Below are 26,337 nucleotides of genomic sequence, written 5' to 3' on the forward strand. Positions count from 1 at the left end.
ATCTGAAGAAATAATGAAGCTAGAAAAATCAAAATTAATAGCCAATAAGACAGTACAAATCAGCGGTTCGAAAAGTATTTCGAATCGTTTATTGATTTTGGAAAGTTTATTTAGTACTATTAAAATCGGGAACTTATCCAATTCTCAGGATACCCAATTACTAAAGAAAGCATTATCTGAAAACACAGATGTGGTGGACATTCACCATGCAGGAACGGCCATGCGTTTTCTTACTTCCTATTATTCTATTCAGGAAGGAAAAACAACTATCCTTACCGGCTCCGGAAGAATGAAAGAAAGACCTATTAAGAATTTAGTGAACGCCTTAGTCGATCTTGGTGTAGAGATTGAATATCTGGAAAATGAAGGTTTCCCACCTTTAAAAATCACAGGCAAAAAGATTACTCAAACTTCGGTAAATGTTCCGGCTAATATTTCAAGCCAGTTTATTACTTCTCTGTTACTTATTGCAGGAAAACTTGAAAACGGTTTGGAAATTCATCTTGTAGGTGAAGTAACGTCAAGGTCTTATATTGAAATGACGCTTGATATTCTGACAAGATTTGGAATTAAAAATAGCTTTGAAGGAAATACTATTAAGGTAGAACCTTTTCATCCTGACAATGCAACTGCAGTGGTAAGCTATGAGGTTGAAAGTGACTGGAGCTCGGCTTCCTACTTCTACTCGATCTGTGCTTTGGGAAGAGAAACCATTCATCTGAAAAGTTTCTACAAATCATCAACTCAGGGTGATTCTGCGATTGCAAAAATTTACGAGGATTTCTTCGGAATTAAAACAACATTCTCTGAGGATGAACACAAACTGACACTAGAACCTCAACCTGATTTTTCTTTTCCTGAAAAAATTATTCTGGATATGAATAACTGTCCGGATATTGCTCAAACTCTTTGCGTAACGGCAGCAGCATTAAAAATACCTTTTGAAATATCAGGCCTTGGAACATTAAGGGTAAAGGAAACCGACAGACTTCAGGCTTTATACAATGAACTGCAAAAACTGGGTACTGACACCAAAATTACGGATCTAACTATTGATTCTGTAAGCTTTGGGGAACCTGAGGAACATATTTCTATCAAGACCTATCAGGATCATAGAATGGCCATGAGCTTTGCTCCGTTCTGCCTGATTAAGGAACTCAATATTGAGGATGAAGATGTAGTGGAGAAATCTTATCCGATGTTCTGGGAAGATCTTGCCAGTGTGACGATACAATAATTTAAAAATTTTAGAATGTGGTAATTTAAAAAGGCTCAACAGTTAATTTTTAAATTACCACATTTATTAATAGCACCATTTCATGAAAAAGTATTTAATCCTATTTGCTTTAACATTTCCCCTATCCATTTGGGCGCAGTATCTTCTTCCCAATGAAGAAATTATGTATTCCTTTGAAACAAAATCAGGAAAGAAAATGACTTTGGTAAGGGATAAAAAGAATGAATACATTCAGTACCGTTTTGGAAGTAAAAATCATGTAGATATGGAGTTTCCTTCGGAAAGAACAAAAGAAAGCTGGAAAAAATTCAAGTATAATTCTTATTCCAGAGGAGGTGGAAAACAAAATGCAGGAATGGAGCTTAATTATCTGACGTTTACTAATAATGGATATCAGTATCAGCTATTCAGGAGTTATTATGCAGAGGATGAATCTTATTCTACAGGAATCACTGTAACAGATAGTAAGGGTAAGGAAACTAATATTACAGGAATTTACAAAACCATAAAAGGGTGTATGTGCCATATAGAGGAATCCGGATTGATAGAAAAAGAAGATACCGGATTATAATTTCAATATTATCTATATGAAAAACCTGTTTTCCCTTATTACAATTTTATTCATCATCCTTTCTAATGCCCAAAACCTGAAAGACTTTTCGGTTCCAAAAGGATACACAAAAATTACAGAAGAGAAAGGTGATCTGGATAAAGATGGAAAAGATGAAACAGTAATCATATTGGAGACTGATCAAAAAGCTTCAGAAAACAAAGATGATCCGGAACATAAAGATTTTAAAAGGATTCTCTATATTCTGAAACAAGATCATGGAAAACTTAAGATATGGAAAGAAAGCTCTATCCTTATATTTTCTAGTGGTACAGGCTTCTATCCTGAATACAATAGTCCACCAAAAATTTCTATAAAAACCAATGTTCTTGCAATCACGCAGGAATTTAATACCAATTCCAGACATACTCTAACGTATAAGCATACTTTCAGATTTCAGAATGGTGATTTTTACCTGATCGGTTCATCTGAGAATTTTGCAGACACCTGTGAATTTGATTTTACCTATGAAATCAATTTTTCTACAGGAAAAGTTATTGTTGACAAGAAATTTTCATCTTGTGATGACAACGAAAAAATACCGAAAGATTTCTATAAAGAGTTTACCCATAAGTTTCAAGACCTTATAAAAATGGAAAATTTCAAAATCGGAAAACATCAATTTAAAATTCCAGGGTTGAAAGAAGATTTCTCTTTTTAGAGCTATAATTTTTACGCTATAATAAACTTCTCCTATTTAGATTTTTTTATTTGATGTAGCTCTCTTTCTATTCTCAACAACTTAATCTTCTCTTAAAGTTAAGTTAACTCCTCACTGCTTGATATATTCTTAATTTTAAATACAATTAAAAATATAAACTATGTTCAAGCACCACATGAAATATGTAAAAACTTTTACCCTTAGTATTGCTACTGCAACTGTCTTTTTTTCCTGCTCAGATGGGCTTATTGAAAGAGATTCCAATGAAGCAAGCCTTACTTCTATTGAAAAAGCAAGCTATAAGGCATCTTCTTTAGCTCCTATTCAAATGAGCAGCTGGATGTCTGGTCTTCAGGATAATATTTCAATTTCAAAAATCTCAATCCCTGGAACGCACGATTCCGGAGCACGTATAGATGCCCCTGTAATAACAGGTACAGCAAAAACACAAGATCTCAGCATCAGCGAACAGCTTAACGCCGGCGTTCGTTTTCTTGATATCCGCTGCAGACACATTGATAATTCTTTTACCATTCATCATGGGCCTATTTATCAGAACCTCAACTTTGATGATGTGCTTAATGCCTGCTATGCATTTCTGGAAAGCCATCCGTCTGAAACAATCATTATGTCTGTAAAGGAAGAGCATGATCCCTCCAATACCACCAGAAGTTTCGAAAAAACTTTTGATTCTTATGTTCAGAAAAATCCATCAAAATGGAATCTGGGAACAAATATTCCTACTCTTGGAGAGGTAAGAGGAAAGATCAGATTATTGAGGAGGTTTTCTGCTGAAACCGCAAAAGGAATTAATGCAACGGCTTGGGCTGATAACACTACATTTGAGATCAATAATCCAGGTGCGTCACTTAAGGTTCAGGATTATTATAAGGTGACTAATAATGATGATAAGTGGAATGGGGTTTCCAGTCTTTTGAATGAAGCGAAAAATAGCAATAACGACAGACTTTTCATCAACTTTACAAGCGGATATAAGCCAGGAATATTTGGAATCCCAAGCATTCCTACCGTTTCAAATAATATTAATCCTAAGCTTAAGACATTCTTCCAAACCAATACCCATGGTTCTTATGGAACAATGCCAATAGACTTTATGAATGCAGAGCTAGCAGAGCTTATTGTTAAAACTAATTTTTAAAGTAGTTAAATATAATTGTAGTTGATAGGCTGCTTCTTTACTGAGGCAGCCTTTTATATTTCTCATATTGGCGATGGTGTAAGTTGTTTCAAAATAAAAATGCAGTCCTCAGCTATTGAAGACTACATTTTTTTGAAGAATAAAATTGAAATATATGAGTTACTTTTCTATGCCATAGGCTGCGAGTATTTTGTTGAATATTTCTGTATTTTCAAACAGACCTGTGAATTCTTTTGAATTTGGACCATAAGCAAAAACACTTGACGGAATAGAGGTATGATCGTTTGTACTGAAGTTTCCGAATATCCATCCATCTTTTAAGCTTCCATCCAAAAGGGTTAAGCCACCTGTTTCATGGTCTCCTACAACGATTACTAATGTTTCCTTGTTTTCATCTGCAAACTTCATGGCTTTCCCAACTACATGATCGAAATCCAGTAATTCGGTGACTAATTGCTCTATATTATTGCTGTGCCCGCCACCATCAGTCTGGGAAGCTTCCACCATCATGAAGAACCCTTTTTTATTGTTCTTTAAATCATTTAAAGTAAGATCAAAGGCATCAGTCAGCCAGTTTCCTCTTCCATTGGTTATTCTTTGTGACGCCAGAGGATCAATAACTACAGTGCGGTTATTGATTTTTCCAACAGATTTGAGATTTTGAAATAAATCGACCTTTGCTTCTTTAAGCTTCTGTTCAGTTTCTTTTGTTAATCCGTTTGTAGGACCTCCGATCAAAATTTTAGTTTTTGAAAGAGCGAAATCCTTTAAAATAGGCTCCGAACTGTTTCTGTTATCTGAATGTGCATAAAAATCTGCCGGAGTAGCATCGGTAACATCACCTGTAGAAATAAGGCCGGATACCATTCCTTTAGCAGAAATAATATCAGGAATCTGAGCCAGAGCTTTTCCTGTACCATCAACGCCCACAAATGTGTTTTTTGTTTTTACTCCTGTTGCAAATGCTGTAGATCCGGGCGCCGAGTCTGTCACATAAGCATTGGATGAATTGGTTTTGGATAAACCGGTTGCTTTCATATTAAAGACATTTAGCTTTCCTTTATTTGCGGTAAAAGCAGCATAGTATTGGGGCAGGGAAGTTCCGTCCGGAATCAAAAGAATTACATTTTTCACCTTTTTACTGATTCCGTCTGTTTTATAGGTTGGAGTATACGTGGCGTACTCCTTTGTATTTTTGTAGAAATTTTTCGGAATCGTATTCATGAATTTTTTAAGATCCGGAATATGATCTGTATTGATGTAATCCACTCCCATATCCATTAGATTCACCCAAGCGTTGGGAAAATCAGGAGCTCCGTAAAAGCGCATGGGCTTTTGTTGAACATGGGCTTTATCTACAGCTTTCTTTATCTTTTCAGTTTCTTCATCCCTTGGAATTCCTTTTCCGTTCCATTTTACAAGTTCAGGAAGATCTGCACTGAACATCCCCACTCTTTTCAACTGGTCCGCAGAATAGTTTTTATCAAGATCTCCATCAAAATAAAGATAATTGGGATAGTTTTTAAAATCAGCAGGCTGAGGTCTTCCCCCTGTAATCACAATTTTCACTCCCGAGTTACCAGTAATTTCAGGATATTTCTTCAAGGTGCTGACCAAGGTAGTCAAGGTAGTTTTATAATCCTGCTTGATATCGATAAGCAATTGTAATTTTTTATTCGCGTCAGGGTAAATATTCCCTTTGTTCTGTTTTATTTGCTTTGAAATATTGTCCAGATAAAGATTTTCAAGGGTTCTGTCTGCGGAAAGTTCTTTTTCTGTGTGGGCTACCCAGAGTTTACCCTTAACTAGAAAAACATCTGCTTCAATGGATCCAAAGTTAGCATAATAAGCCTGCCAGAAAGGAATTTCCTGCATATAATCATTATGAGAATGTGCATTCCCAACGCTATAATTCAAATAATTCTGTGCCTGATTTTCGGAAAAAACTGCCAAAGCCAGCAATCCCAATATTTTTGATAATTTCATAAGACCTGTTTAAAAAACTATATCATCACAGATATTTCTGCAATGATATAGTGAATACTATTTAAGATTAAAATTTTACCAACCTTCGTTTTGCTTAATAACACCGTGGCTATTAACAATTTCTGCCTGCGGAACTGCCCAAACATTATGAGTTGCGGGATTGAAGTTTCTTGCCGCCCATACCACTTTACCGTCTATCCCGTGTAAAGGTTGAGCATAGTTTGACTGAGCATCTCCCCAACGTACAAGATCTCTATGTCTGTCTGCCCATTCGCCAGCTAATTCACAACGTCTTTCATGTTTCAGATCAGCCATTGTACATCCGGTTTTAGGGGCCAGCCCTGCACGTTTTCTAATCAGGTTAATTTCTGCATCTGCATTTCCGCCTGACATTAGCAAAGCTTCGGCCCTGATCAGGATAACCTCAGCGTAGCGCATAATCGGAACGGCAAGATCTGTACAAGGATAGTCTCCATTAGCACTTACATGGCCACTGCTCAACGGATATTTAAAGGCATCCATATATTTATTAAACTGGTATCCTGTGAGAGAGTTGGAAGAAGCATACGTTCTTTCTGTTCCGTTAAAATTGAATTTATCTCCTAGTTTAAGAACGGTTGCACCTCTTCTAAGGTCTCCGGCTTCATATTCATCATACAATTCTTTGGTAGGCTGAAAATATCCCCATCCGTTATATTCTCCCCAACCTTTATTTTCTAACATTACTCCCGGAAGAATGCTTCCCACTGAGTTAAATTTAGGAGTACTTGGAATGGACCAGATATATTCTGAGCTATAATTATTCTCGGCTTTGAAAACATCTGCATAATTGTTCAACAGGTTTCTGTTTCCTTTTGTCATTACTTCATTTGCCCAGTATGCTGCATTCTGCCAATCTTTCATAAACAGATATACTTTCGATAAAAGTGCCCATGCCGCTGCTTTATGAGGCCTTCCGTAATCTTTAGCCGGAAGTTCTGCCTGGCTTGGTAATAATTCAGCTGCTTTTTTCAGATCATTGACAATGTAATTGTAGTTTTCCATTACATTGGCAGCTCTTGGAATAGGGTTGGGATCCGGCTCTTTAGTACGGTCTACAATGGGAATACCAGCCTTTTCATTTCCATAACTATATGCAAGTTCAAAATACATTCTGCTGCTCATAAATAAAGCTTCTCCCAAATATTTATTTTTAACCGCCTGTGAAGCCTGAATATTATTAACGTTACGAATAACACGGTTTGCAACTCCTATCACAGTATACCTTTTATTCCATTGTGTTTCCAGATCTCCTGCTGCGATATAATTGCTGCTAAAATTCTTCACATTATCCGCTTCACTTTTTGATCTTCCTGTTACCATATCGTCACTGGCATTGATAAACCAGAAGAAACCTCGCCCATAGAATTCACTATCAGAAAGTGGCTTATACATAGCGTTAGCTCCGGTAATCAGATCATTTTCTGTTTTCCAGAAGCTAGCCTCCGTTGGAGTTCCCTCTGGTTGTATATCCAGTTCATTGGTGCATGACAGCAATGATGCGGATAGCCCTGTTATTACAATTATTGTATTGAAAAATTTCATCTTTTTACTTTTTAAATTTATTTTAGATTAAAACCCTACTTCCAGTCCGAAAATAAATGAACGGGCCTGAGGATATCTTCCGGTATCAACTCCGTACGTTTCCATTCCTATTTCAGGGTCAAAGCCTGTATATTTTGTGATGGTAAACAAGTTATTGCTCGTCACATACATTCTTATTTTATTCACATCAAGTTTTTTGTAAAGCTCTCTGGGCAATGAATATCCTATCGTAAGGTTTTTCAATCTAAAATAAGAACCGTCTTCCACGTAGAAATCCGACACTTTGGAGTAATTACCACTTGGATCACCTTGTACCACTCTTGGAATATTGGTATTGGTATTCTGAGGAGTCCATGCGTTCAGAATATCCCTGTCCATATTATAGTTCTGCCCTGTTCCACCTGGGTTTAATGAAATAAATTTCAATCCGTTGAATATTTTGTTTCCATATACCCCCTGGAAGAAAAGGTTAAGATCAAAGTTCTTCCATGACATATTGTAGGATAATCCGTAAGAGAATTTAGGATATGGATTTCCAAGGTTGACAAAATCATTATTGTTCAATACTCCGGTATTTCCATCTTTTTTCAGGAATTTAATATCTCCCGGTTTAGCGTTAGGTTGAATAAGATTACCATTGGCATCTTTGTAATTGTCGATTTCTGCCTGAGTCTGGAAAATACCGTCAGTTTTGTAACCATAATAAGAGTAGAGAGATTCTCCTACTTTTATTCGGGTAGGTTTCAATACTCCACGAACATTATTACTATTGATAAAGATCTCATCTACACTGGCCAATTGCTTCGCCGTATTTTTTAGTTGACTAAAAGTAGCACCTATTGAGTAGTTGAAGTCGCCTGTATTTTTACTGTTATAATTAATTCCTAATTCAAATCCTTTATCCTGAAACAATCCGGCATTCACATATTGATCTATATAGCCGGATGTACTTGAAAGGTTAACGTTAAAAATCTGATCTCGTGAGTTCTTAACAAAGTAATCAAACTGTAAGGAAAGGCTGTTTCTCAAGAAAGAAGCATCTACCCCAAAATTGGTTTGCTCGGATTTTCCCCATTTTATATCTGAATTAGGAAATGTTGTAGCATAATAAGCAATATTCTGTGACGGATCCTGTCCGAAAATAACATTATTATCCCTTACCATTAAAGGGTTAACTGCCTGATAAGAAACCCCACCCAGATTTCCTAAAATACCGTAACTTCCTCTTAGTTTCAGATTGGAAAGCCAGGCAATATCGTTCATAAAGTTTTCCTTGGAAACCACCCATCCTCCAGAAATGGAATAATAATTAGCAAACCTATTTTGTTTAGCAACCAGAGAGGTTCCATCTCTTCTTCCCAGCAAACTGATAATATATTTCCCTGCATAGTCATAGTTGACCCTTGCCAGATAAGACACCAGAGACTGCTGATATTTATAACTGTATACTTCTTTATTGGTATCCGCAGCATTTTGAAGATATCTGAATACTTCTGCTTCACTTCTGAAATCAAAAGCTTTTGCTCTGAACCCATCCTCAGTTGTTTTCTGAAAAGTAAAACCTGCAAGGAAATCAAAATTATGTTTACCTGTTGTTAGCTTATATGTAAGGATCTGTTCGGCAAGAGAAGTGGATATATTGTTAGACTGATATTCCAGGCTATTGGTATCAAATATTTTTCCAATCTCCAGTACTCTGGGAGTAAATTCTTTAACATTTCCGATCTTAAAAGTCTGGGAAAAATTAGAACGGAATTTTAAATCTTTAGCCAACGCAATTTCTACGTAAGGATTGATCAAAATCTCATGTGTTGGATTTTGAATGCTGATTCTTTTAAGATAGGCAACAGGATTGATCATATCTCCATACCCTCCTGCCACATCAATCGGTAATCCGGAAAAAGCTCCCGTTGGTGTATATACCGGAACATTGGGTGGATAATACATGGCGGCAACCAAAGCTCCTGTGTAGCCATTCTTTGTGTTGGCTGTATTTCCTTGGGAATAGTTATAATACATATTCTCTCCGAATGTCAACCAGTCTTTCACTTTATGTTCAGAGTTTACCCTGAAATTATATCTTTTTGCCTGAGTGTTCAATAAAATACCCTCAAGATTCCTGTGATTCATTCCTACAAAGAATCTGGATTTTTCACTTCCTCCACTAAGGTTTACATTATATTCTTGGATGGTTCCTGTACGGAAAATTTCTTTCATCCAGTCTGTTCTGGTAATTCCGCCATCAGCATATTTTTCGGAATTGAAAGCCAGTGGAAGACTATTGAGTTTCCCTGCGTTAGTATATGCCTGGCGCATCACATCCTGGAATTCTGCAGCGTTTAGAGATTCCTTTAATTTCCATGCCTGATTGATTCCGTATTTAACGTCAAAATCAATAGTCAGACTCCCTTTTTTACCTCTCTTTGTAGTAATAAGGATTACCCCACCGGAAGATCTCGCTCCGTAAATAGCAGCAGCAGCATCTTTAAGCACAGAAATATCCTGAATATCATTAGGGTTAATGGCAGGAGTTCCGTTAAAAACAACTCCATCCACAACATAAAGAGGAGTTTCTCCGTTCACACCTCCCAAACCACGGATATTCACTTTAGGCGAGCCATTAGGATCTCCCCCTTCGTTCACTACCGTTACTCCAGCGGCTTTTCCTTGAAGTACTTCTCCTACTCCGGATAAAGATCTTGAACTAAGCTTATCCAGCGAAGCTTCTGCAACTGCACCGGATACTTTGCTTTTCTTCTGTGTTCCGTATCCTATAACGACAACCTCATCAAGGGTTTTTTCCTTTAAGCTGTCCTTTTTTTGAGATAGGAACATCGGTGAAGCAGATATTGCACCAATAAGTAATACCCTACCCGTTAAATAAGTTACTGAGACAGGGATTTTAAATACATTCATGACATCCTTTTTAATTAGATGCAAAATTAGACCAGCACTTCCCCTTACCTCATTAAGATTTCCTTATGTTTTTATTAAGAAATTTTAGCTATCATCAAAAACAAACCTCCACGAATTAAAATTAAAATACTGTAAAACAAATACATACATAAGTAAAGTAATCATTCCGGTGATATTCTCTGCATGGTTGACATTAACTTTCTTTTAAGTTTATAATCAATTCGGGACAATAAACCAGTTGGGATTAAAATATTTTCAGATACAATAAGTAACATAGTTCATTATTCTTTTTTTACATTTGCTGAAAATAGATTTTTCACCTACACATAGATATCCAAAACAGGCTATCCATGTGTAGGAAAGAATAAAACATTATAAAAATCATACGATTAAATGACCATTATCATTACAGGAACCTCATCAGGGATTGGATTTGCATTAGCCGAATATTTAGGTAAAAAAGGGAACAAAGTATATGGTTTAAGCAGAAAACATACGGAAAGTCAGTATTTCAAATCGATACCGACTGATGTTACCGACAATACAGCTGTTCAAAATGCCATTGCTGAGGTACTGAAAACCGAAACCAGAATTGATGTTCTTATCAACAATGCCGGAATGGGAATGGTAGGTGCCGTAGAAGATTCTACCAAGGAAGATATTCTAAAACTTTTCAGTCTGAATTTGGCTGGACCTGTTCAGATGATGAGTGCCGTGCTTCCAAAAATGCGTGAAAATAAATTCGGAAAAATCATCAATGTTTCCAGTATCGGAAGTGAAATGGGATTACCTTTCCGTGGATTTTATTCGGCATCAAAATCGGCTCTGGATAAAGTAACTGAAGCAATGAGGTATGAAGTTTACCCTTGGAATATTGAGGTATGCTCTCTTCACTTGGGAGACATTAAAACCAATATTGCAGAAAACAGAGTCATTGCCCAAGTTTCCCAGCCTTATAAAAATGTATTTGACAAAGTATATTCTTTAATGAATTCCCATGTGAACGATGGAACCGAGCCTATAGAAGTGGCAGAATACATTGAAAAACTTTTAGGGAAGAATAAATGGAAAGCTCATTATTATTTTGGTAAATTCGGACAGAAAATAGGAGTTCCATTGAAATGGATTCTTCCGCAGGGAGTTTATGAAAATTTAATGAAGAAGTATAATAAACTGGATTAGTTTCAGTTTTATAAAAAGTTATATAATAATTACTTTAAACCATTAAGGAGAGTAAGCTTTATTTAAATTTAGCAATCCACTTATGGTTTAAAACATTGAGAATTGAAGCTGTTTCTAAAAATATTTTTTGTCCTGTTCTGCGTTTTTATACAAGCGCAGAAAAAGCAGTATTGGCTAATTGATACTGAAACTAAGGTCAGAAAAAAAGTAAAGGACTCTGTTTCTGCGGTAAAATATCTGGATTCTCTGGCTCAAAGCAATTACTTCTTCACCCAACTGAAAGATGTAAAAATAAAAGGAGACAGCACGGAAATTTTTTATGACAAAGGGAAAAACTTCAATGAAACCTATGTAAACCTTTCCGATTCCATTGTGCAGAAGCTGAAAGTTCAGAAAGATTTTTTCACTAAAAATTTAGATTCAACCAAGAAAAGCCTCAATAAAAGCTATATTGATGACGGATATTCTTTCAGTAGAATCAAGTCTAAGTATAAGGGACAGAAAAATGGATTTCCGATTGTAGAACTGGATATCAATAAAAATGATAAAAGAACGATCAACGGTTTTGTTATAAAAGGTTACGATAAGGTTCCAAAACGATTCATCAAAAATCTTGAAAAGGAATTTAAGGGTAAAAATTATGATGATAAAAACTTATTAGCCATTAATAAGACCTTTCAAAGCCACCCTTTTGTTACGCTTGAAAGGCAGCCACAGACTTTGTTCACTAAAGATTCTACAAATATTTACCTGTTTTTGGAAAAGAAAAAGACCAATACTTTTGATGGGGTAATTGGTTTTGGAAATGATAAGTCTGAAAAGTTTACCCTAAACGGGACCATGAACGTTAATTTCAGGAATATGTTCAACGGTTTTGAGGCGGTTAATCTTTATTGGCAGAGAAACCCTGACAAGGGGCAAACCTTTGATCTTCAGGTAGACATTCCTTACCTTTTTAAATCCAATGTGGGGATGAATACCAAGGTGAATATCTACAGACAGGATTCTACCTTTGCCAACGTAAAGTTTCTTCCGGCTTTTTATTATCACATCAACAACCGTAATAAGATTGGTCTTAGAGCAACTCTGGAAACTTCTACGATTATTGATTCATTGTATGTTCAGGGAAAGGATTACAACAAAAAAGGGATCGGGATCTGGTTTGAAATGACCGAACCTACCGATATTGATCTTTTTCTTTACAAAACAAGGATCAATGCGGGATACGATTATTTAACAACAACTTATACCAAAGGAAATATCAAGTCTACTCAAAATCAGTTTTACTTTTTTGGGGAACATAATTATCATATTTCCGGAAACCATTTCCTGAATATTAAAGGGGAAGGTGCCATGATGGATTCTAAAATAGAGTTTTCCGCCAATGAATTGTATCGATTTGGAGGCTGGAATTCCATGCGGGGATTCAATGAAAATTCCCTCGCCGCAGATTTTTATTATTACGGAAGCTTAGAATATCGATACCTCATCGGCAATCAGGCTTTCTTCGACCTCTTTGGGCAATATGGGCAGCTCAATAATAAATCTTTGAATGTAAAACCCAAGCTTTACAGTGTTGGGCTAGGTTTCAATTTCTTTATACCGATCGGGCTGATGAGTTTTCAGCTGTCTAATGGTAACGAATTTGGAAATCCTTTTAAATTTAATGACATAAAAATCCATTGGGGTATTCTGAGCAGATTTTAAGTTGTCCGGATTTATACTATTCTTTAACGATAACTTTTTCAACCACAAAAGATACAAAAGTTTTTAAAAGTTCCTGTCTTTAAACAAGACAATCACACATAAGCTTTTTGAAAATTTTAGATCTTCATCTTATTCGAACATTCTCACAGTATTATTTTTTAATTATTAAAGTACTCTAAAGTGATTGAATATTAAATCTTTTATGAATTATATTAGTATATAATAAAGCAAAAATACTTACACAAAAACCATTTTTCATTTTACCATTTTATTAATTATATCTGTTAAAAAATACATAAATCGTATTTTTATTTTAATATGATCGTAAAGTATAGGTAATAATGTCCGGCTAAATTTGCATTCAAAAAAAATGAAGAAAGCTTTAGCTACATTTGCAGTTTTTTTACTTCCCTTATATATTACGGCTCAGGAAATTAACATTTCCGGAAATGTAAAATCCGAAAACGGCGCCAGTGTCTCGGGTGTAAATATCACCGACAAAAACACAGGAAAAACCACTATGACTGATGAAAATGGGAATTTTACCATTTCAGCCAATCCAAAAGACATTCTGGAATTTTTTTCACCTGATTTTTCTGTTTACACCGTAGAAGTTTCTTCGAAAAAGGAATATTCTGTTGTTTTAAGGAAAACCAATGAGAAACAGATTGAGGGGGTTGTTATTACCGCCTTGGGGATTGCTAAAAAGAAAGAAAAGATTGGATATTCTACACAGGAGGTAGGAACCAAACAGTTTGAAACCATTACTACGCCAAGTATAGGAAATCTCTTCTCAGGACAGGTAGCTGGTCTTAATGTTTCCAATCCAACGGGAATGCAGCAGGCGCCACAGTTTACATTGAGAGGAAATTCCAATCTGGTTTTTGTGATTGATGGCGTAATTGTAGAAAAAGAAGTTTTTCAAAATCTGGATCCTAACAATATAGAGAATATCAACGTATTGAAAGGAGCTCCGGCTTCTGCTCTATATGGTTCAAGAGGTAGATATGGGGCGATTTTGATCACTACAAAAAGTGCCAAGAAGAAAGGATTCTCTGTAGAATTCTCTCAAAACACCATGATTACGGGAGGATTCACCAATCTTCCAAAGACTCAAACAGAATATGGTAACGGATCCCACGGAAAATATGAGTTCTGGGACGGCGCTGATGGTGGAGTGAATGATGGGGATATGATCTGGGGCCCAAAGTTTGTTCCGGGGTTGAAGATCGCGCAATGGAACAGCCCTATCAGAGATAAAGTAACAGGACAGATCACACCGTGGTATGGAGCTGTAACAGGAACTCAGTATAATGATAAATCCAGATATGAAAGGGTTCCGATTGACTGGAAGTATCATGATAATTTAGATACATTTTTGAAACCTGCGGTTATCAATAACAATAATTTTGCAATCAGCTACAGGAATAATAAGGATATATACAGACTTTCCGGAAACTTCATGAATTATGATGACAGGGTTCCTAATTCTTATCTTCAGAAATATGGGGTCAATTTCTCTTCTGAAAATCACTTGGGCGATAAGTTTGTATTTGACACGAAGTTCAACTTCAATCAGGCCTTTACTCCCAATGTTCCCAATTATGATTATAATCCCAGCGGACACATGTACACGATCCTGATCTGGATGGGTGGCGATGTAGACGGAAATGCTCTGAGAAATCATATGTGGGTTCCAGGAAAAGAAGGAACTTCACAAGCCAACTGGAACTATGCATGGTACAACAATCCTTGGTTTGGTGCTGAATACTATAAAAATCAAAACAGAACCAATATTATCAATGCACAGGCCGGACTGGAGTATAAAGCAACTAAGGATTTTTCTGTAAAGGGTAAAGCATCCATTGTAGAAAACCACAGCAAGACGGAAACTTTCAGCCCCTATTCTTATTTCAACTACAATGCACCAAGAAGTGGAGGGTATATATTGAAAGATGTAAAAACCTGGAATCTTAACTATGATGTATTGGCTACCTATAAGAAAAAGATATCTGAAAACTTTGACTTTACCATCAATGCAGGAGGTTCTACATTTTACTACAAAAACAACAATAATGAAACCTCTACAGATGGTTTGAAGATTCCTGAAGTCTATACAATGGAAAACTCCATCGGAGCAATCAAAAAATATACTTATCTAAAGGAAAAACTGATCTACAGTGCCTATTCTACAATTGACATTGGATTATACAATGCTTTCTTTATCAATATTTCCGGACGTAATGACTGGTCTTCCACATTACCTAAAGCCAACAGATCTTATTTCTATCCATCCGCATCCGTAAGTGCTGTAATTTCTAATCTGGTAAAGCTTCCGGAGTCTATCAATATGCTAAAACTTTCTGCTTCATGGGCAAAAGTAGCTTATGATTTCCAGCCTTACTCAATCAGAAATTATTATTTGAATAATAAAGGAATTACTTTCAATGGAAACCCAACCTACCTTTATCCAACAATTCTGAATATAGAAAACTCTTTAAAACCTGAGCAGACAAAATCTTATGAACTAGGATTAAGTGCAGGCTTCCTCAAAAACAGAATTACCTTAGATGCAACTTACTTCAGAACTTTGGATTACAACAACATTCTTGAATTCCCGAGTGCTGAGTCATCCGGATTCATTTCCCAGTATGTAAACGGAAATGAGTATACCACAAAAGGATTCGAGGTTTCCTTGGGACTTGTTCCTGTAAAAACATCTGATTTTACTTGGAAAACTTTAATCAACTGGAGTACATATGAACAAAAGCTGACTTCCATTTATGATAATATGCCTAACTATAATAATATCAAGTTAGGTGAAAGAATGGACAGCTATTATGACTACACCTGGCAAAAATCTCCGGACGGAAAAGTAATTCTGGATGCTAAATCGGGAATGCCAACCAGAGCAAATACACCAAGCAATCTGGGACATTTCAATCCGGACTGGACATTTGGCTTTAACAACAGCTTCAAGTATAAGAAACTATCTCTAAATATCGGGATCGATGGAAGCATTGGTGGTGTGATGAGATCTCAGGTCGTTGAAAAAATGTGGTGGGGAGGAAAACATCCTAATTCTGTAGCCTACAGAGATCTTGAATACGCTAAACCGGGAAGTTATTATTTCGTACCGGATGGGGTAAACTACAACCCTGCTACAGGGCTTTATACTCCGCATACAACAGCGATCAGCTTCCAGGACTGGGCCCAGAACTATCCTTACCAGGCAAGAGTAACTCAGGATGAAAGTGAAGAATTTGCGAATGTTTTCGACAGAACATTCATCAAGCTAAGGTCTGTAGTATTAGAATATGATTTCTCTTCTTTATTGAATCCAAGGGGAATGATCAAGGGTTTCACTGCCAACATTTCTGCCTACAACCTAGCTATGTGGAAAAAATCCAAGAACCTTTATTCTGATCCTGACTTCCAAATCAGATCAGGAAGAACGGGTGACATCACAAATGATATTCAGGATCCATCAAGCAGATGGTTTGGAATAGGATTCAATCTTAAGTTTTAATTAAAAGTACGTCAATACAATGAAAAATAATATCAATGTGATCACTAAAGCAAGACAAACTGCAAAGTGGCTCAACATAAAATCTATCCTTCTTGCAGGAGCATTAGCATTAACTTCGTGCGAATCCAGCCTGGATACTATTAATGAAAATCCAAATGACCCGGCCAGTATTGATCCAAAATATCTTCTAACCTATATTTCAAAATATACTTTTCAGGTAGATAGTGATAATATGTATGCTTCCAGAATGATGATTGGTACAGATGGAGAGAATAAGTATCAGTACATGAAATGGAATGATACTTCTTTCGAGGTTTATACCAAAGGGCTTTTGAATACAGGAAAAATGATGCAGGAAGCAGAGAAGATCAATAATAAAAATTATATCGCCATCGGTAAATTTTACAGGGCCTATCATTTCTTTAATATAAGTTTAAAAGTAGGAAGTGCCCCTTATTCTGAAGCTGCAAAGGGTGAATCCGGAATTACTCAACCCAAGTACGATACTCAGGATGCTATCATGTCCGGAATTTTATCAGAATTAAAGGAAGCTAATGATCTGATCAATACCAATGATAAAATTGAGGGAGATATTGTTTTCGGTGGCGATGCTTTAAAATGGAAAAAACTAATCAATTCTTTCCGTTTGAAAATACTGATTACTTTATCTAAAAAAACAACGGTTGGAAGTTACAATATCGCAACAGAATTTGCAGCCATTGCAGGCAGCCAACCTTTAATGACTTCTATTTCAGATAACGGAGAACTTAAGTTTGCTGATGCTGCAGACAGCAGATACAGCATGTTCAACAACAGTGGATATGGATCTAGTTTATATATGGCAGATTATTTTATTAATCTATTTAAAAACAGACATGATCCCCGTTTATTTACATTTGCCGCCCAAACTACCGGTGCCAAAGAAGCAGGAAAAGCAATTACAGACTTTACAGGATATAATGGTGGGAATCCTACATCACCTTATTCTGATAATGCGGCTTTAATCACAGCGAAAAATATCTCTAAAGTAAATGATCGTTTTTATAAGGATGCTACCAACGAGCCAGCGTCAGTATTAAGCTATTCCGAATTAGAATTTATTTTAGCAGAAGCATCTGCCCGAGGCTGGATTTCCGGATCTGCAAAAACACATTATGATAATGCGATCAAGGCAAGCTTTACTTTCTATCAAACATATGTAAAAAATCCTGGGCAATATTTCGCAGGTTTTGACGTCAACCAATACCTTGCAACTCCTTTGGTTGTATATAATAATTCTGACCCATTAGAAGCCCAAGTGGAAAAAATTATTACCCAAAAATACATGACCATGTTCCATCAGGCCCAGTGGACTTCTTATTATGATTATTTAAGAACAGGATATCCAAATTATCCTTTAAAGGCAGGAGTTCCGGCACCATTCAGATTCAGATATCCTCAATCGGAATACAGCTATAACAATACTAATTTAAAGGCAGCACTTACCGCTCAGTATGGAGGGAATGATAATATTAATTCTAAACCTTGGTGGCTACAGTAGAAATCTGATATATTTTAAACAAAACAAAGAAATCGCAGGAAAATCCTATTAACTTGCGGTTTCTTTCTTATTACGACTGAACATGGACAGAAGAGAATTTTTAGAAAAATCAAGTATTTTATTAGCCGGACTAGGAACTTCAAGTGTTCTTCATCCTGCAATTTTAAAGGCCTTAGCTATTGATCCGGCCGCACAATCTACTTTTTATGATGCTGAGCATGTGGTTATCCTAATGCAGGAAAACCGTTCATTCGATCATGCCTTTGGAGCTTTAAAAGGAGTGAGAGGTTTTCTAGATAAAAGAGCTTTTATAAAACAGGATGGGCATTCTGTCTTCTTTCAAAAGGAAAATAGTGGGAAATATGCCTCACCGGCCCGTTTGGATCTTAGAAATACCAAATCTACATGGATGAGCTCGCTTCCCCATTCTTGGGAAAACCAGCAAAACGCATTGAATAAAGGAAAATATGACCAATGGCTTCAGGCAAAGGCTTCCGGAAATAAGGATTATAAAAATATTCCGCTTACTCTAGGATATTACAACCGTGAAGATCTTCCCTTTTATTATCAAATGGCGGATGCTTTTACCATATTTGACCAATATTTCTGTTCTTCACTTACGGGAACCACCCCCAACAGATTATTTCTTTGGTCCGGAACTTTAAGAGAGCAGCAAAACGGCAAATCAAAAGCTAACGTTGTTAACGATGATATTGATTATGATAAAGCCAGACAGGCAAAATGGAAGAGTTTTCCTGAGATTTTAGAGGAACAAAACGTATCATGGCGCATTTACCAGAATGAAATCAGCCTGCCGAAAGGAATGTCCGGAGAGCAGGAAGCATGGCTAAGCAACTTTACAGACAACCCGATTGAGTGGTTTTCAAAATATAATGTAAAATTTTCAAAGGGGTATTACGAGAATATTCCTAAAATGATCGCTTCACTGAAACAGGAAATCGTAAAAAATCCTACTCGAAAAGAGAGGCTGGAAGCAATGATTACTGAACTTCAGGAAGATCAGGTAACATATCACCCTGATAATTATTCAAAGCTGTCACAACAGGAGAGAAACCTGCATGAAAAGGCTTTTACTACCAATTCTAATGATCCTGATTATCACAATCTGGAAATTGGTAAAGATGAAAACGGAGAAAGACTGGTCGTTCCGAAAGGTGATGTTTTGTTTCAGTTCCGTAAGGATGTGGAAGAGAAAAAGCTTCCGTTGGTTTCCTGGCTGGTAGCGCCCGAACATTTCTCTGATCATCCCGGTTCTCCTTGGTATGGAGCATGGTACATTTCTGAGGTTTTAAATATTCTGACTAAAGATCCTGAAACGTGGAAAAAAACTATTTTTATTATCAATTATGATGAAAATGACGGTTATTTTGACCACGTGATCCCTTTTGCTCCTCCATTAAATCCAAGTCAACCAGTTGATATAAACGGAAAAGACGGAGTTGAATATGTGGACAAGTCACAAGAATATATGTCTGATCCTACATTAAAGGATTATGAAAAAACAGAAGGAACTGTTGGCCTTGGCTACAGGGTTCCGATGATTATTGCTTCTCCATGGACTAAGGGAGGTTTTGTCAACTCTGAGGTTTCAGATCATACCTCTGTGCTGCAGTTTCTGGAGAAATTTATCATGAAGAAGTTTAATAAAAATGTTCATGTGGATAATATCAGCGACTGGAGAAGAGCTGTTTGCGGAGATTTGACTTCCGCTTTCAACACACCAAATGCAAAGGCTCCACAAATGGATTATCTGGATCAAAAGGATTTTGCCAAAACCATTAATGCTGCCAAAAACAAACCTGTTCCCCAACTGAAATGGTATTCTGAAAATGAGCTTAATAACAGTCTGCTTGATATTCAGGAAAAGGGAATGAAACCATCCAATCCGCTTCCTTATGATTTCTATGTGAATTTGGATGGAAATAAGATTAAGATGACCAATGTAAAGGAAAACGGGGTTCCACTTCATCTTTATGACAGAACCCAATTGAACAGTAATCACTATTATTTTTCCTATACATTATACTCAAAACAGGAATTATCGCATCCCGCGGTACAATCCGGAGCATATGATTATGAAGTATTTGGTCCTAATGGCTTTTTCCGAAAGTTCAAGGGAACCCAAAAACCGGAAATTGAGGTTATTCTGATTAATAACAGTTCAAAAAGCCAGGTTGAACTAATCTTCAAGAATCCTAAAAAAAGAAATATCAATCTAACGCTGGAAAACCTGTATGAGAGAAGTAAAAAAACGATATCTGTACAGAAGCCTGAGGAGAAAATAATGATTGATCTTAGTAAATATAAGGGTTGGTACGACCTTAAAGTCACTCTTGAAAATCATATCTGGCATTTTGCAGGTAGAATAGAAACAGGTAAAGTTTCTGTTTCGGACCCTCATTGGGCTTAGAGTTATTTCAACAAAGACTAAAGATCCTGTACGTTCAGTACAGGATTTTTTCATTTTCAAATATATAATAATTCACAATTATAATACATTAAAAAAATCAAATAATTAACAATATAAAAATTATAATATATTTTTTTCATAATATATTGAATTTTGTTATATTCACTTAACTAATTATAGCATCATGAAAAAATTAAACTTAACGATTGCAATGTCACTATTCGCAATTGCTGTATCTACAAACCTAAGTGCCCAGGATACCAATACAGACAACCATACAGTTACAATTTCTATCCCTGAAGTTGCTTTGGTAGATATTGAACCAGCTGCCACGAAAAATATTACTCTTGGATTTACAGCGCCTACAGAAGCGGGGAATCCTATTATTCCAGCTACGGCCAACACTACTTTATGGCTTAATTATTCTTCGATCAAATCTGTTGCAGATCCTACCCGTAATGTAAGTGTAAGCATGAATGCTATCATCCCTGGAGTTGATCTTCATGTAACTGCTGCTGCTGCTACCGGATCCGGAGCTGGTACATTAGGATTATCCACAGGTCTATTGACTTTAAGTGCTGCCGGCCAGACGATTATTTCAGGTATCGGAAGTGCTTATACAGGAAATGGTGCCAATAACGGACACAATCTTACGTATGCTCTTGCGGCAGGAAGCGGCCCTGGAGGGGTGGCAGCTTACGCAGATTTACAGGCAACAGCCACTACAGTAGCTACCGTTACATATACAATATCAGATAATTAGAATTTAAACAAAATTCTTTTCTGCATTCAAAAACAAGAAGAAGCTGATATTCAGTTTCTTCCTGGTTTTGTATTAATAATGATTAAACTCCAAACTTTATATAATGATGATGATAAAGCGTATTCTTCTTTTGATCACCCTGATTTTACAGTTCAGCTTTTTACATGCCGGTATTGTGGTTCTCAACGGGCTTACGCATTCTTACAAAATTGAAACCGGAAAAGTCTACAAAGGAAAAGTTGCCATTGAAAACACAAGCAAGACTCCTCAAACAGTAAAATTGTTTTTACAGGATTTCACCTACCAGGCTGACGGAACAATCAATTATACAACGTTGCATACCAACAAACGTACTAACGGAGAATGGGTTAAACTCAATACCAACCTGATCACTCTTAAAGGTAAAGAAAAAACAGAGGTATTTTATGAAATTACTGTTCCTAATCAGGCGATGGATCCTGGAAGCTACTGGAGCGTAATCATTGTAGAACCTGTGGAAGATATTAAGCCTAGTGATAATAAGCAAGGAGTGAATATTACTTCTGTTATACGCTATGCTATACAGGTTATTACGGATTTCGAAACAGAAAAAGCCAAGCCAATTCTTAAGTTTGAAAGCGTAAAAATAGAAAAGCAAGAGAGAAAGCAAACTGTAATGATTGCAATAGCCAACAATGGTAATCTTTATTGTAAACCAACCACATCCATTGAAATTTATAATCGTAAAACTGGTGAAAAGTTAGGTACCTATTCAAGTTTAACGATGGGATTGCTGCCCAATACTTCCAAAACATTTTATATTGATATTAGTAAAGTACCTCCAGAAAAATATAAAGCAGCAATAATAGCAACCGATGAAGAGGAGAATGCATTTGCACTCAATGTGGAACTAGAAGTAAAAAATGATTAGAACTTGGACTTTCTTTATTATTATATCATTATTCCCGATACTTATTTTTTCTCAACAACAATCTAACCGATTGATTAGTAAAAAAGATAGTTTATTACCGGGAATGTCTACTTCTATCCCATTCACATTAGAAAATAATTCGGCTGAAAACAGAACTTATGATATTTCAGTGAGTACCTCAAGTCCGCACATTCTACCCATTTTAGCAAAAGGAGAATTCCAAATTGCCCCACACGAAACATCAGCATATCTGGTTCCTCTGCGTATTGCAACAGAAACAGGCCAGGGCACCTACACCGTAACATTGAATATTACAGACAGAAACAATGGAATTTCCTTTACAAAAATTTCAAAAGTTACTGTTTCAGGAAACCGAGATCTTTCTCTCACCGCTTTGAATTCACCGGAATTTGTAAGGGCCGGAGAAACCATTAAAGCTAATTTTCTCATTAAAAATAATGGAAACATCCCGGAAAAACTTACCCTAGAAAGTAAGAATGCCGTCATAGATCAGGATTCAGAAATTCTCTTATCTCCCGGAGAGATAAAGCAAATTTCTATTTCCCGAAAAACCGACCCTGAATTAGGGAAAAATGAATTTCAAAATCTTAACTTATCTGTTTATTCTTCAGATCACCCAAAGGAGATGGAAACAGCTTATGTAAGCGTGAAGGTAATATCTATTAAGCCCTCTGAAGATGACATCTACCATCGCTTACCGATTTCAGCTTCATTGTCATTTATAGGGATGAGAAACAGAGGAGATTATAATGATGGTTTTCAGGGTGAAATTTATGGTAAAGGAAGCCTTGATAAAGATAATAAAGGGCAAATAGAATTTCATGCTGTAACTAAAAACCCAGTTGAATACAGTTCTTTTACCCAATATGAAGAATATTTCGTGAACTATAAAAGGGATCACTTCCTTATCCATTTAGGTGATAAAACCTATTCTTCATCTTTCCTGACCGAATATTCAAGGTATGGACGTGGAGCAGAGCTACGATTTGACATCAATAAAATAAGTATTGGTGGCTTTTATAATCATCCAAGATTTTTCCGAGATATCAAAGATGAGTTTAATGTCTATTCAAAATTTAAAATAAAAAAGGAATCAGAAATCACAGCCGGATATTTGTACAAAATACCAAGAAAGGAAGAAAATGTCTTTGCCATTTCAAGATTAGATTCCAATGCTCATTTACCTTATTTAACAGGAAAGTTTCAGGTATCTAAAAACCTGAATCTTTTAGGAGAAGTTTCCTATAGTAAGACCAATAAAACGGAGGGAACAGCCTATATGATACAGGCACAGGCTAATTTTGAAAGATTAAATGGAAACGTGATGTATATGAGATCCAGCCCTGAATTTGCAGGATACTTCACCAATACAAGTACATTTAACGGAGGGCTTCAATACAGGGTTTCAAAGAGACTGAATATTACTGCCAACTTTGTTCAGGATGCTAAAAATTTTGAAAGAGATACTTTATTGCTCGCAGCTCCCTACAGAAAATTTTTGCAATATGGTGTTCAGTACTCCTACACGAGTAAAGGTACTGTTATGCTTTATAGCGGTTACCAAAAGTATCAGGACCGTTTGGAACCAAAACAATTTGACTATGATGAACGCTTTTACAGACTAGGCATTAATCAAAAAATAGGAATGTTCCAAATCAATCTGGAAGGCCAGCTTGGAAAAACGGATAATTATCTGACTGGTTTCTCTGGAACTTCCAGATTATATACGGCGAACGTAGGATTTGAAAAGTTTAAAACATTCTTTAATTTATATGGAAGCTATGCCGTGACATCCAGATATCAATTGAAAAATGAAAGACAAATCTATTATGGAGCAAATATTATAAGCCATTTTTCACAAAAAACATCTCTAAGTTTTACGTATCAGAATAACTATATGCCGGAGTATTATTTCAAGGATAGAAATCTTCTTGAGCTTCTTTTTCACCAGCAAATTTTCTCCGGACATGAATTTGATATATCCGGACGCTATACATTACAAAGAGGAGATCTGGCCAATAAGGACTTTATATTCTCTCTACGCTATACTTTACGTTTAAATGTTCCTGTACAAAAGGTTGCTGAGTATACTACATTATCAGGAAATATCAGTAATCTGGGAGTGAAGAAAATATCAGAAGTAAAACTGATGCTCGGAAACCACCTTACCATAACTGATAAGGACGGAAACTTTATATTCAAAAATATTACTCCGGGAGATTATTATCTTGAAATGGATCGATCAACCACCGAAATCAACGATATCCCAACTACAGCATTACCTGCTTCAATCTCTCTTATAAATAAGGTAAATGTCTTTAACTTCGGCTTGACTACAGCAGCTAAGATACAGGGGCATATTCAGTTTACAGAAAGTATAGAAAAAGATCAGCCTACCCTAATTCAAAAAAGGAAAAAAGAAAGTATCATCATAGAGACCATTAGTGGTGAGCAAACCTACCGTAAGATTTGTTATATAGGAGAGGATTTTGATTTTACTTATCTACGACCTGGTGAATGGACGGTAAAAATTTATAGAAACGGTCTAGACAAACGGTATAAGATCTCAACCAATCAGTTCCAATTTACTTTAAAGCCTGAAGAAATAAAAAAATTAAATATCAATATTGTAAAGCAGCAAACTGAAATTAAATATCAGCAGGAAACTTTAAAAGTAGGATATAATGAAATAAAAAAACAGAAATGATGTTGATCCGATCTATAATATTACTAACCTATTTTCTTTTATCTGGTATATTGTATTCCCAGACAACCCCCTCTATATCGTTACCCATTGTTACTTTAATGGATATTGAACCATCGGGAAATATTAGCGTAAGTTTTACGGCCCCCACAGAAGCAGGAAGAGCTCTTAATAATCCAACATCCAATACATCAAAATGGATTAATTATACCTCTGCCATTGCCCCAGCAGGAGCTACCAGAAGAATAACAGCATCCGTAAATCCAGTTATTCCGGGAGTTAATATAAGATTACAGGCCGGAGCCGCTTCCGGAGCAGGAGGAGGAACATTGGGCTCGTCCTCAGGGCAGGTAACCCTTACCACTACACCTATAACGATCATCAGTGGTATTGGAGGTGCTTATACCGGAAATGGAGCTAATAATGGGCACAATATTACTATTTCTCTGGTTCCGGGTTCTTATAATAATATAACAACACAGACAAATACGATAGTTACAATCACCTATACTATTACAGAATAAAATTGAAGTATGAAGATCAATAGTCGCTTTCTCAAAAAAATACTCTTTAAAAAACATCTATACATTATTCCTTTAATGATGAGTAGCTATGTGGAAATGGAAGCGCAAACATTAAATGTTAGTGGAAGTAATTGGGTGGTAAGTGTACCTACTATTACTGAAGCAGGGACTAATTATGCGGGGACCTATCAAAGCAGTGATACTCTATTAACACTCTCAGGGTTATTACCGGGATCATTTCTAAATCTGCTGTCTGGCGGAGCTGCTAAGATCAGTATGCATTATATTCCTACTGCCTGGAATAATTCGTTGCGTCTTTATGCAAAAAGGAGTGGTGGAACGACAAGCATAGGTGGTGTTTGTGTTCTTTGTACCGCTACCATCAATGGTGGAACTACCTACATAGAAATCCCACAGGGAGTAGATGCAACATTTTTAACCATAAATTTCGCCGGAGTTCTAGGACTTGGTAATAGCGTTTCTTTTTCTGGTATTAATACACAATTACAGATAAGCGGAGTTTCTGTAACAATTCCTGCTACAAGCTATAATGCTAAATTAGTTTTTACAATAGGCCCAAATTAAAAATATTTAATTGTATAGGTAAGATTCCTCCTTATATCAAGACAGGAAGCATTATGATTCAGCATTAGTGTATAGTTACAGTTATGCAGATCAAATGATTGCTTTTATTTATCTAGTAATGGTGTATGTGTATATGTATGTATCTCTCAAAGTATATAACAAAAAAAAATCCTTTATCGTAATGATAAAGGATTTTAAAAATAAAATAAAAACTGGCGGCGGCCTACTCTCCCGCGTTAGCAGTACCATCGGCGCTGGTGGGCTTAACTTCTGTGTTCGGAATGGGAA

17 protein-coding genes and 1 rRNA gene are annotated in these 26,337 nt (G+C 36.2%); 14 read left to right on the forward strand and 4 right to left on the reverse strand.

Going from position 1 to position 26,337, the window contains the following annotated elements; all coding sequences use genetic code 11:
* Positions 1-13 precede the first annotated feature (13 nt).
* From C1638_RS15725 to C1638_RS15740, 4 genes are all read left to right on the forward strand, one after another.
* Positions 14-1,237, forward strand: a complete 1,224-nt coding sequence (locus C1638_RS15725; protein ID WP_109622473.1) for a 3-phosphoshikimate 1-carboxyvinyltransferase — start codon at positions 14-16, stop codon at positions 1,235-1,237.
* 82 nt (positions 1,238-1,319) lie between these two features.
* Complete coding sequence (locus tag C1638_RS15730) at positions 1,320-1,808, forward strand: hypothetical protein (RefSeq protein WP_109622475.1); 489 nt, start codon at positions 1,320-1,322, stop codon at positions 1,806-1,808.
* Between the two features lie 16 nt (positions 1,809-1,824).
* Positions 1,825-2,508 carry a hypothetical protein gene (locus C1638_RS15735; RefSeq protein ID WP_109622477.1) on the forward strand — a complete coding sequence of 228 codons (684 nt, stop codon included), beginning with the start codon at positions 1,825-1,827 and terminating at the stop codon, positions 2,506-2,508.
* Between the two features lie 160 nt (positions 2,509-2,668).
* Entirely contained in the window at positions 2,669-3,667 is a 999-nt protein-coding gene (locus C1638_RS15740) for a phosphatidylinositol-specific phospholipase C (protein ID WP_109622479.1), read from the forward strand.
* A 159-nt stretch (positions 3,668-3,826) separates the two neighbouring features.
* On the opposite strand, the gene C1638_RS15745 is transcribed toward C1638_RS15740, so the two are convergent.
* The 3 genes from C1638_RS15745 to C1638_RS15755 form a co-directional block, all read right to left on the reverse strand.
* Positions 3,827-5,653 carry an alkaline phosphatase gene (locus C1638_RS15745; protein ID WP_109622481.1) on the reverse strand — a complete coding sequence of 609 codons (1,827 nt, stop codon included), beginning with the start codon at positions 5,651-5,653 and terminating at the stop codon, positions 3,827-3,829.
* A gap of 75 nt (positions 5,654-5,728) precedes the next feature.
* Positions 5,729-7,237: a RagB/SusD family nutrient uptake outer membrane protein gene (locus tag C1638_RS15750; RefSeq protein ID WP_109622483.1), complete on the reverse strand. Its 1,509-nt coding sequence runs from the start codon at positions 7,235-7,237 to the stop codon at positions 5,729-5,731.
* Positions 7,238-7,264: 27 nt separating this feature from the next.
* Positions 7,265-10,153 (reverse strand): SusC/RagA family TonB-linked outer membrane protein, encoded by a 2,889-nt coding sequence (locus C1638_RS15755; protein ID WP_109622484.1) that lies wholly within the window; start codon positions 10,151-10,153, stop codon positions 7,265-7,267.
* Positions 10,154-10,546: 393 nt separating this feature from the next.
* On the opposite strand from C1638_RS15755, the gene C1638_RS15760 reads away from it, so the two are divergent.
* From C1638_RS15760 to C1638_RS15805, 10 genes are all read left to right on the forward strand, one after another.
* Positions 10,547-11,335: an SDR family oxidoreductase gene (locus C1638_RS15760; protein ID WP_109622487.1), complete on the forward strand. Its 789-nt coding sequence runs from the start codon at positions 10,547-10,549 to the stop codon at positions 11,333-11,335.
* A 102-nt stretch (positions 11,336-11,437) separates the two neighbouring features.
* Positions 11,438-13,042, forward strand: coding sequence for an autotransporter assembly complex protein TamA (locus C1638_RS15765; protein WP_109622488.1), 1,605 nt, complete (start codon positions 11,438-11,440; stop codon positions 13,040-13,042).
* 370 nt (positions 13,043-13,412) lie between these two features.
* Positions 13,413-16,571, forward strand: coding sequence for a SusC/RagA family TonB-linked outer membrane protein (locus tag C1638_RS15770; protein WP_109622490.1), 3,159 nt, complete (start codon positions 13,413-13,415; stop codon positions 16,569-16,571).
* A gap of 19 nt (positions 16,572-16,590) precedes the next feature.
* Positions 16,591-18,111, forward strand: coding sequence for a SusD/RagB family nutrient-binding outer membrane lipoprotein (locus tag C1638_RS15775; protein ID WP_109622492.1), 1,521 nt, complete (start codon positions 16,591-16,593; stop codon positions 18,109-18,111).
* Positions 18,112-18,193: 82 nt separating this feature from the next.
* Positions 18,194-20,542, forward strand: coding sequence for a phosphocholine-specific phospholipase C (locus C1638_RS15780; protein ID WP_109622494.1), 2,349 nt, complete (start codon positions 18,194-18,196; stop codon positions 20,540-20,542).
* Positions 20,543-20,726: 184 nt separating this feature from the next.
* Complete coding sequence (locus C1638_RS15785) at positions 20,727-21,305, forward strand: hypothetical protein (protein WP_109622496.1); 579 nt, start codon at positions 20,727-20,729, stop codon at positions 21,303-21,305.
* A 103-nt stretch (positions 21,306-21,408) separates the two neighbouring features.
* Positions 21,409-22,215, forward strand: a complete 807-nt coding sequence (locus C1638_RS15790) for a WxL protein host-binding domain-containing protein (RefSeq protein ID WP_228428181.1) — start codon at positions 21,409-21,411, stop codon at positions 22,213-22,215.
* A complete protein-coding gene (locus tag C1638_RS15795; protein WP_109622498.1) occupies positions 22,208-24,943 on the forward strand; it encodes a COG1470 family protein in 2,736 nt (911 codons plus the stop codon). Before C1638_RS15790 ends, C1638_RS15795 begins: the two co-directional genes overlap by 8 nt.
* On the forward strand, positions 24,940-25,464 hold the full coding sequence (locus C1638_RS15800) for a hypothetical protein (RefSeq protein ID WP_109622500.1): 525 nt from the start codon (positions 24,940-24,942) through the stop codon (positions 25,462-25,464). Before C1638_RS15795 ends, C1638_RS15800 begins: the two co-directional genes overlap by 4 nt.
* 9 nt (positions 25,465-25,473) lie before the next feature.
* The gene (locus C1638_RS15805; RefSeq protein ID WP_109622502.1) at positions 25,474-26,049 is read left to right on the forward strand and encodes a hypothetical protein; all 576 of its coding nucleotides are present in this window, start codon (positions 25,474-25,476) and stop codon (positions 26,047-26,049) included.
* A 210-nt stretch (positions 26,050-26,259) separates the two neighbouring features.
* Here the strand turns inward: C1638_RS15805 and rrf are convergent.
* Positions 26,260-26,337: ribosomal RNA gene (gene rrf / locus C1638_RS22850) — 5S ribosomal RNA — on the reverse strand; the annotation flags it as partial.

Origin of the sequence: Chryseobacterium oncorhynchi (assembly GCF_002899895.1) — a bacterium.
Lineage (GTDB): Bacteria > Bacteroidota > Bacteroidia > Flavobacteriales > Weeksellaceae > Chryseobacterium > Chryseobacterium oncorhynchi.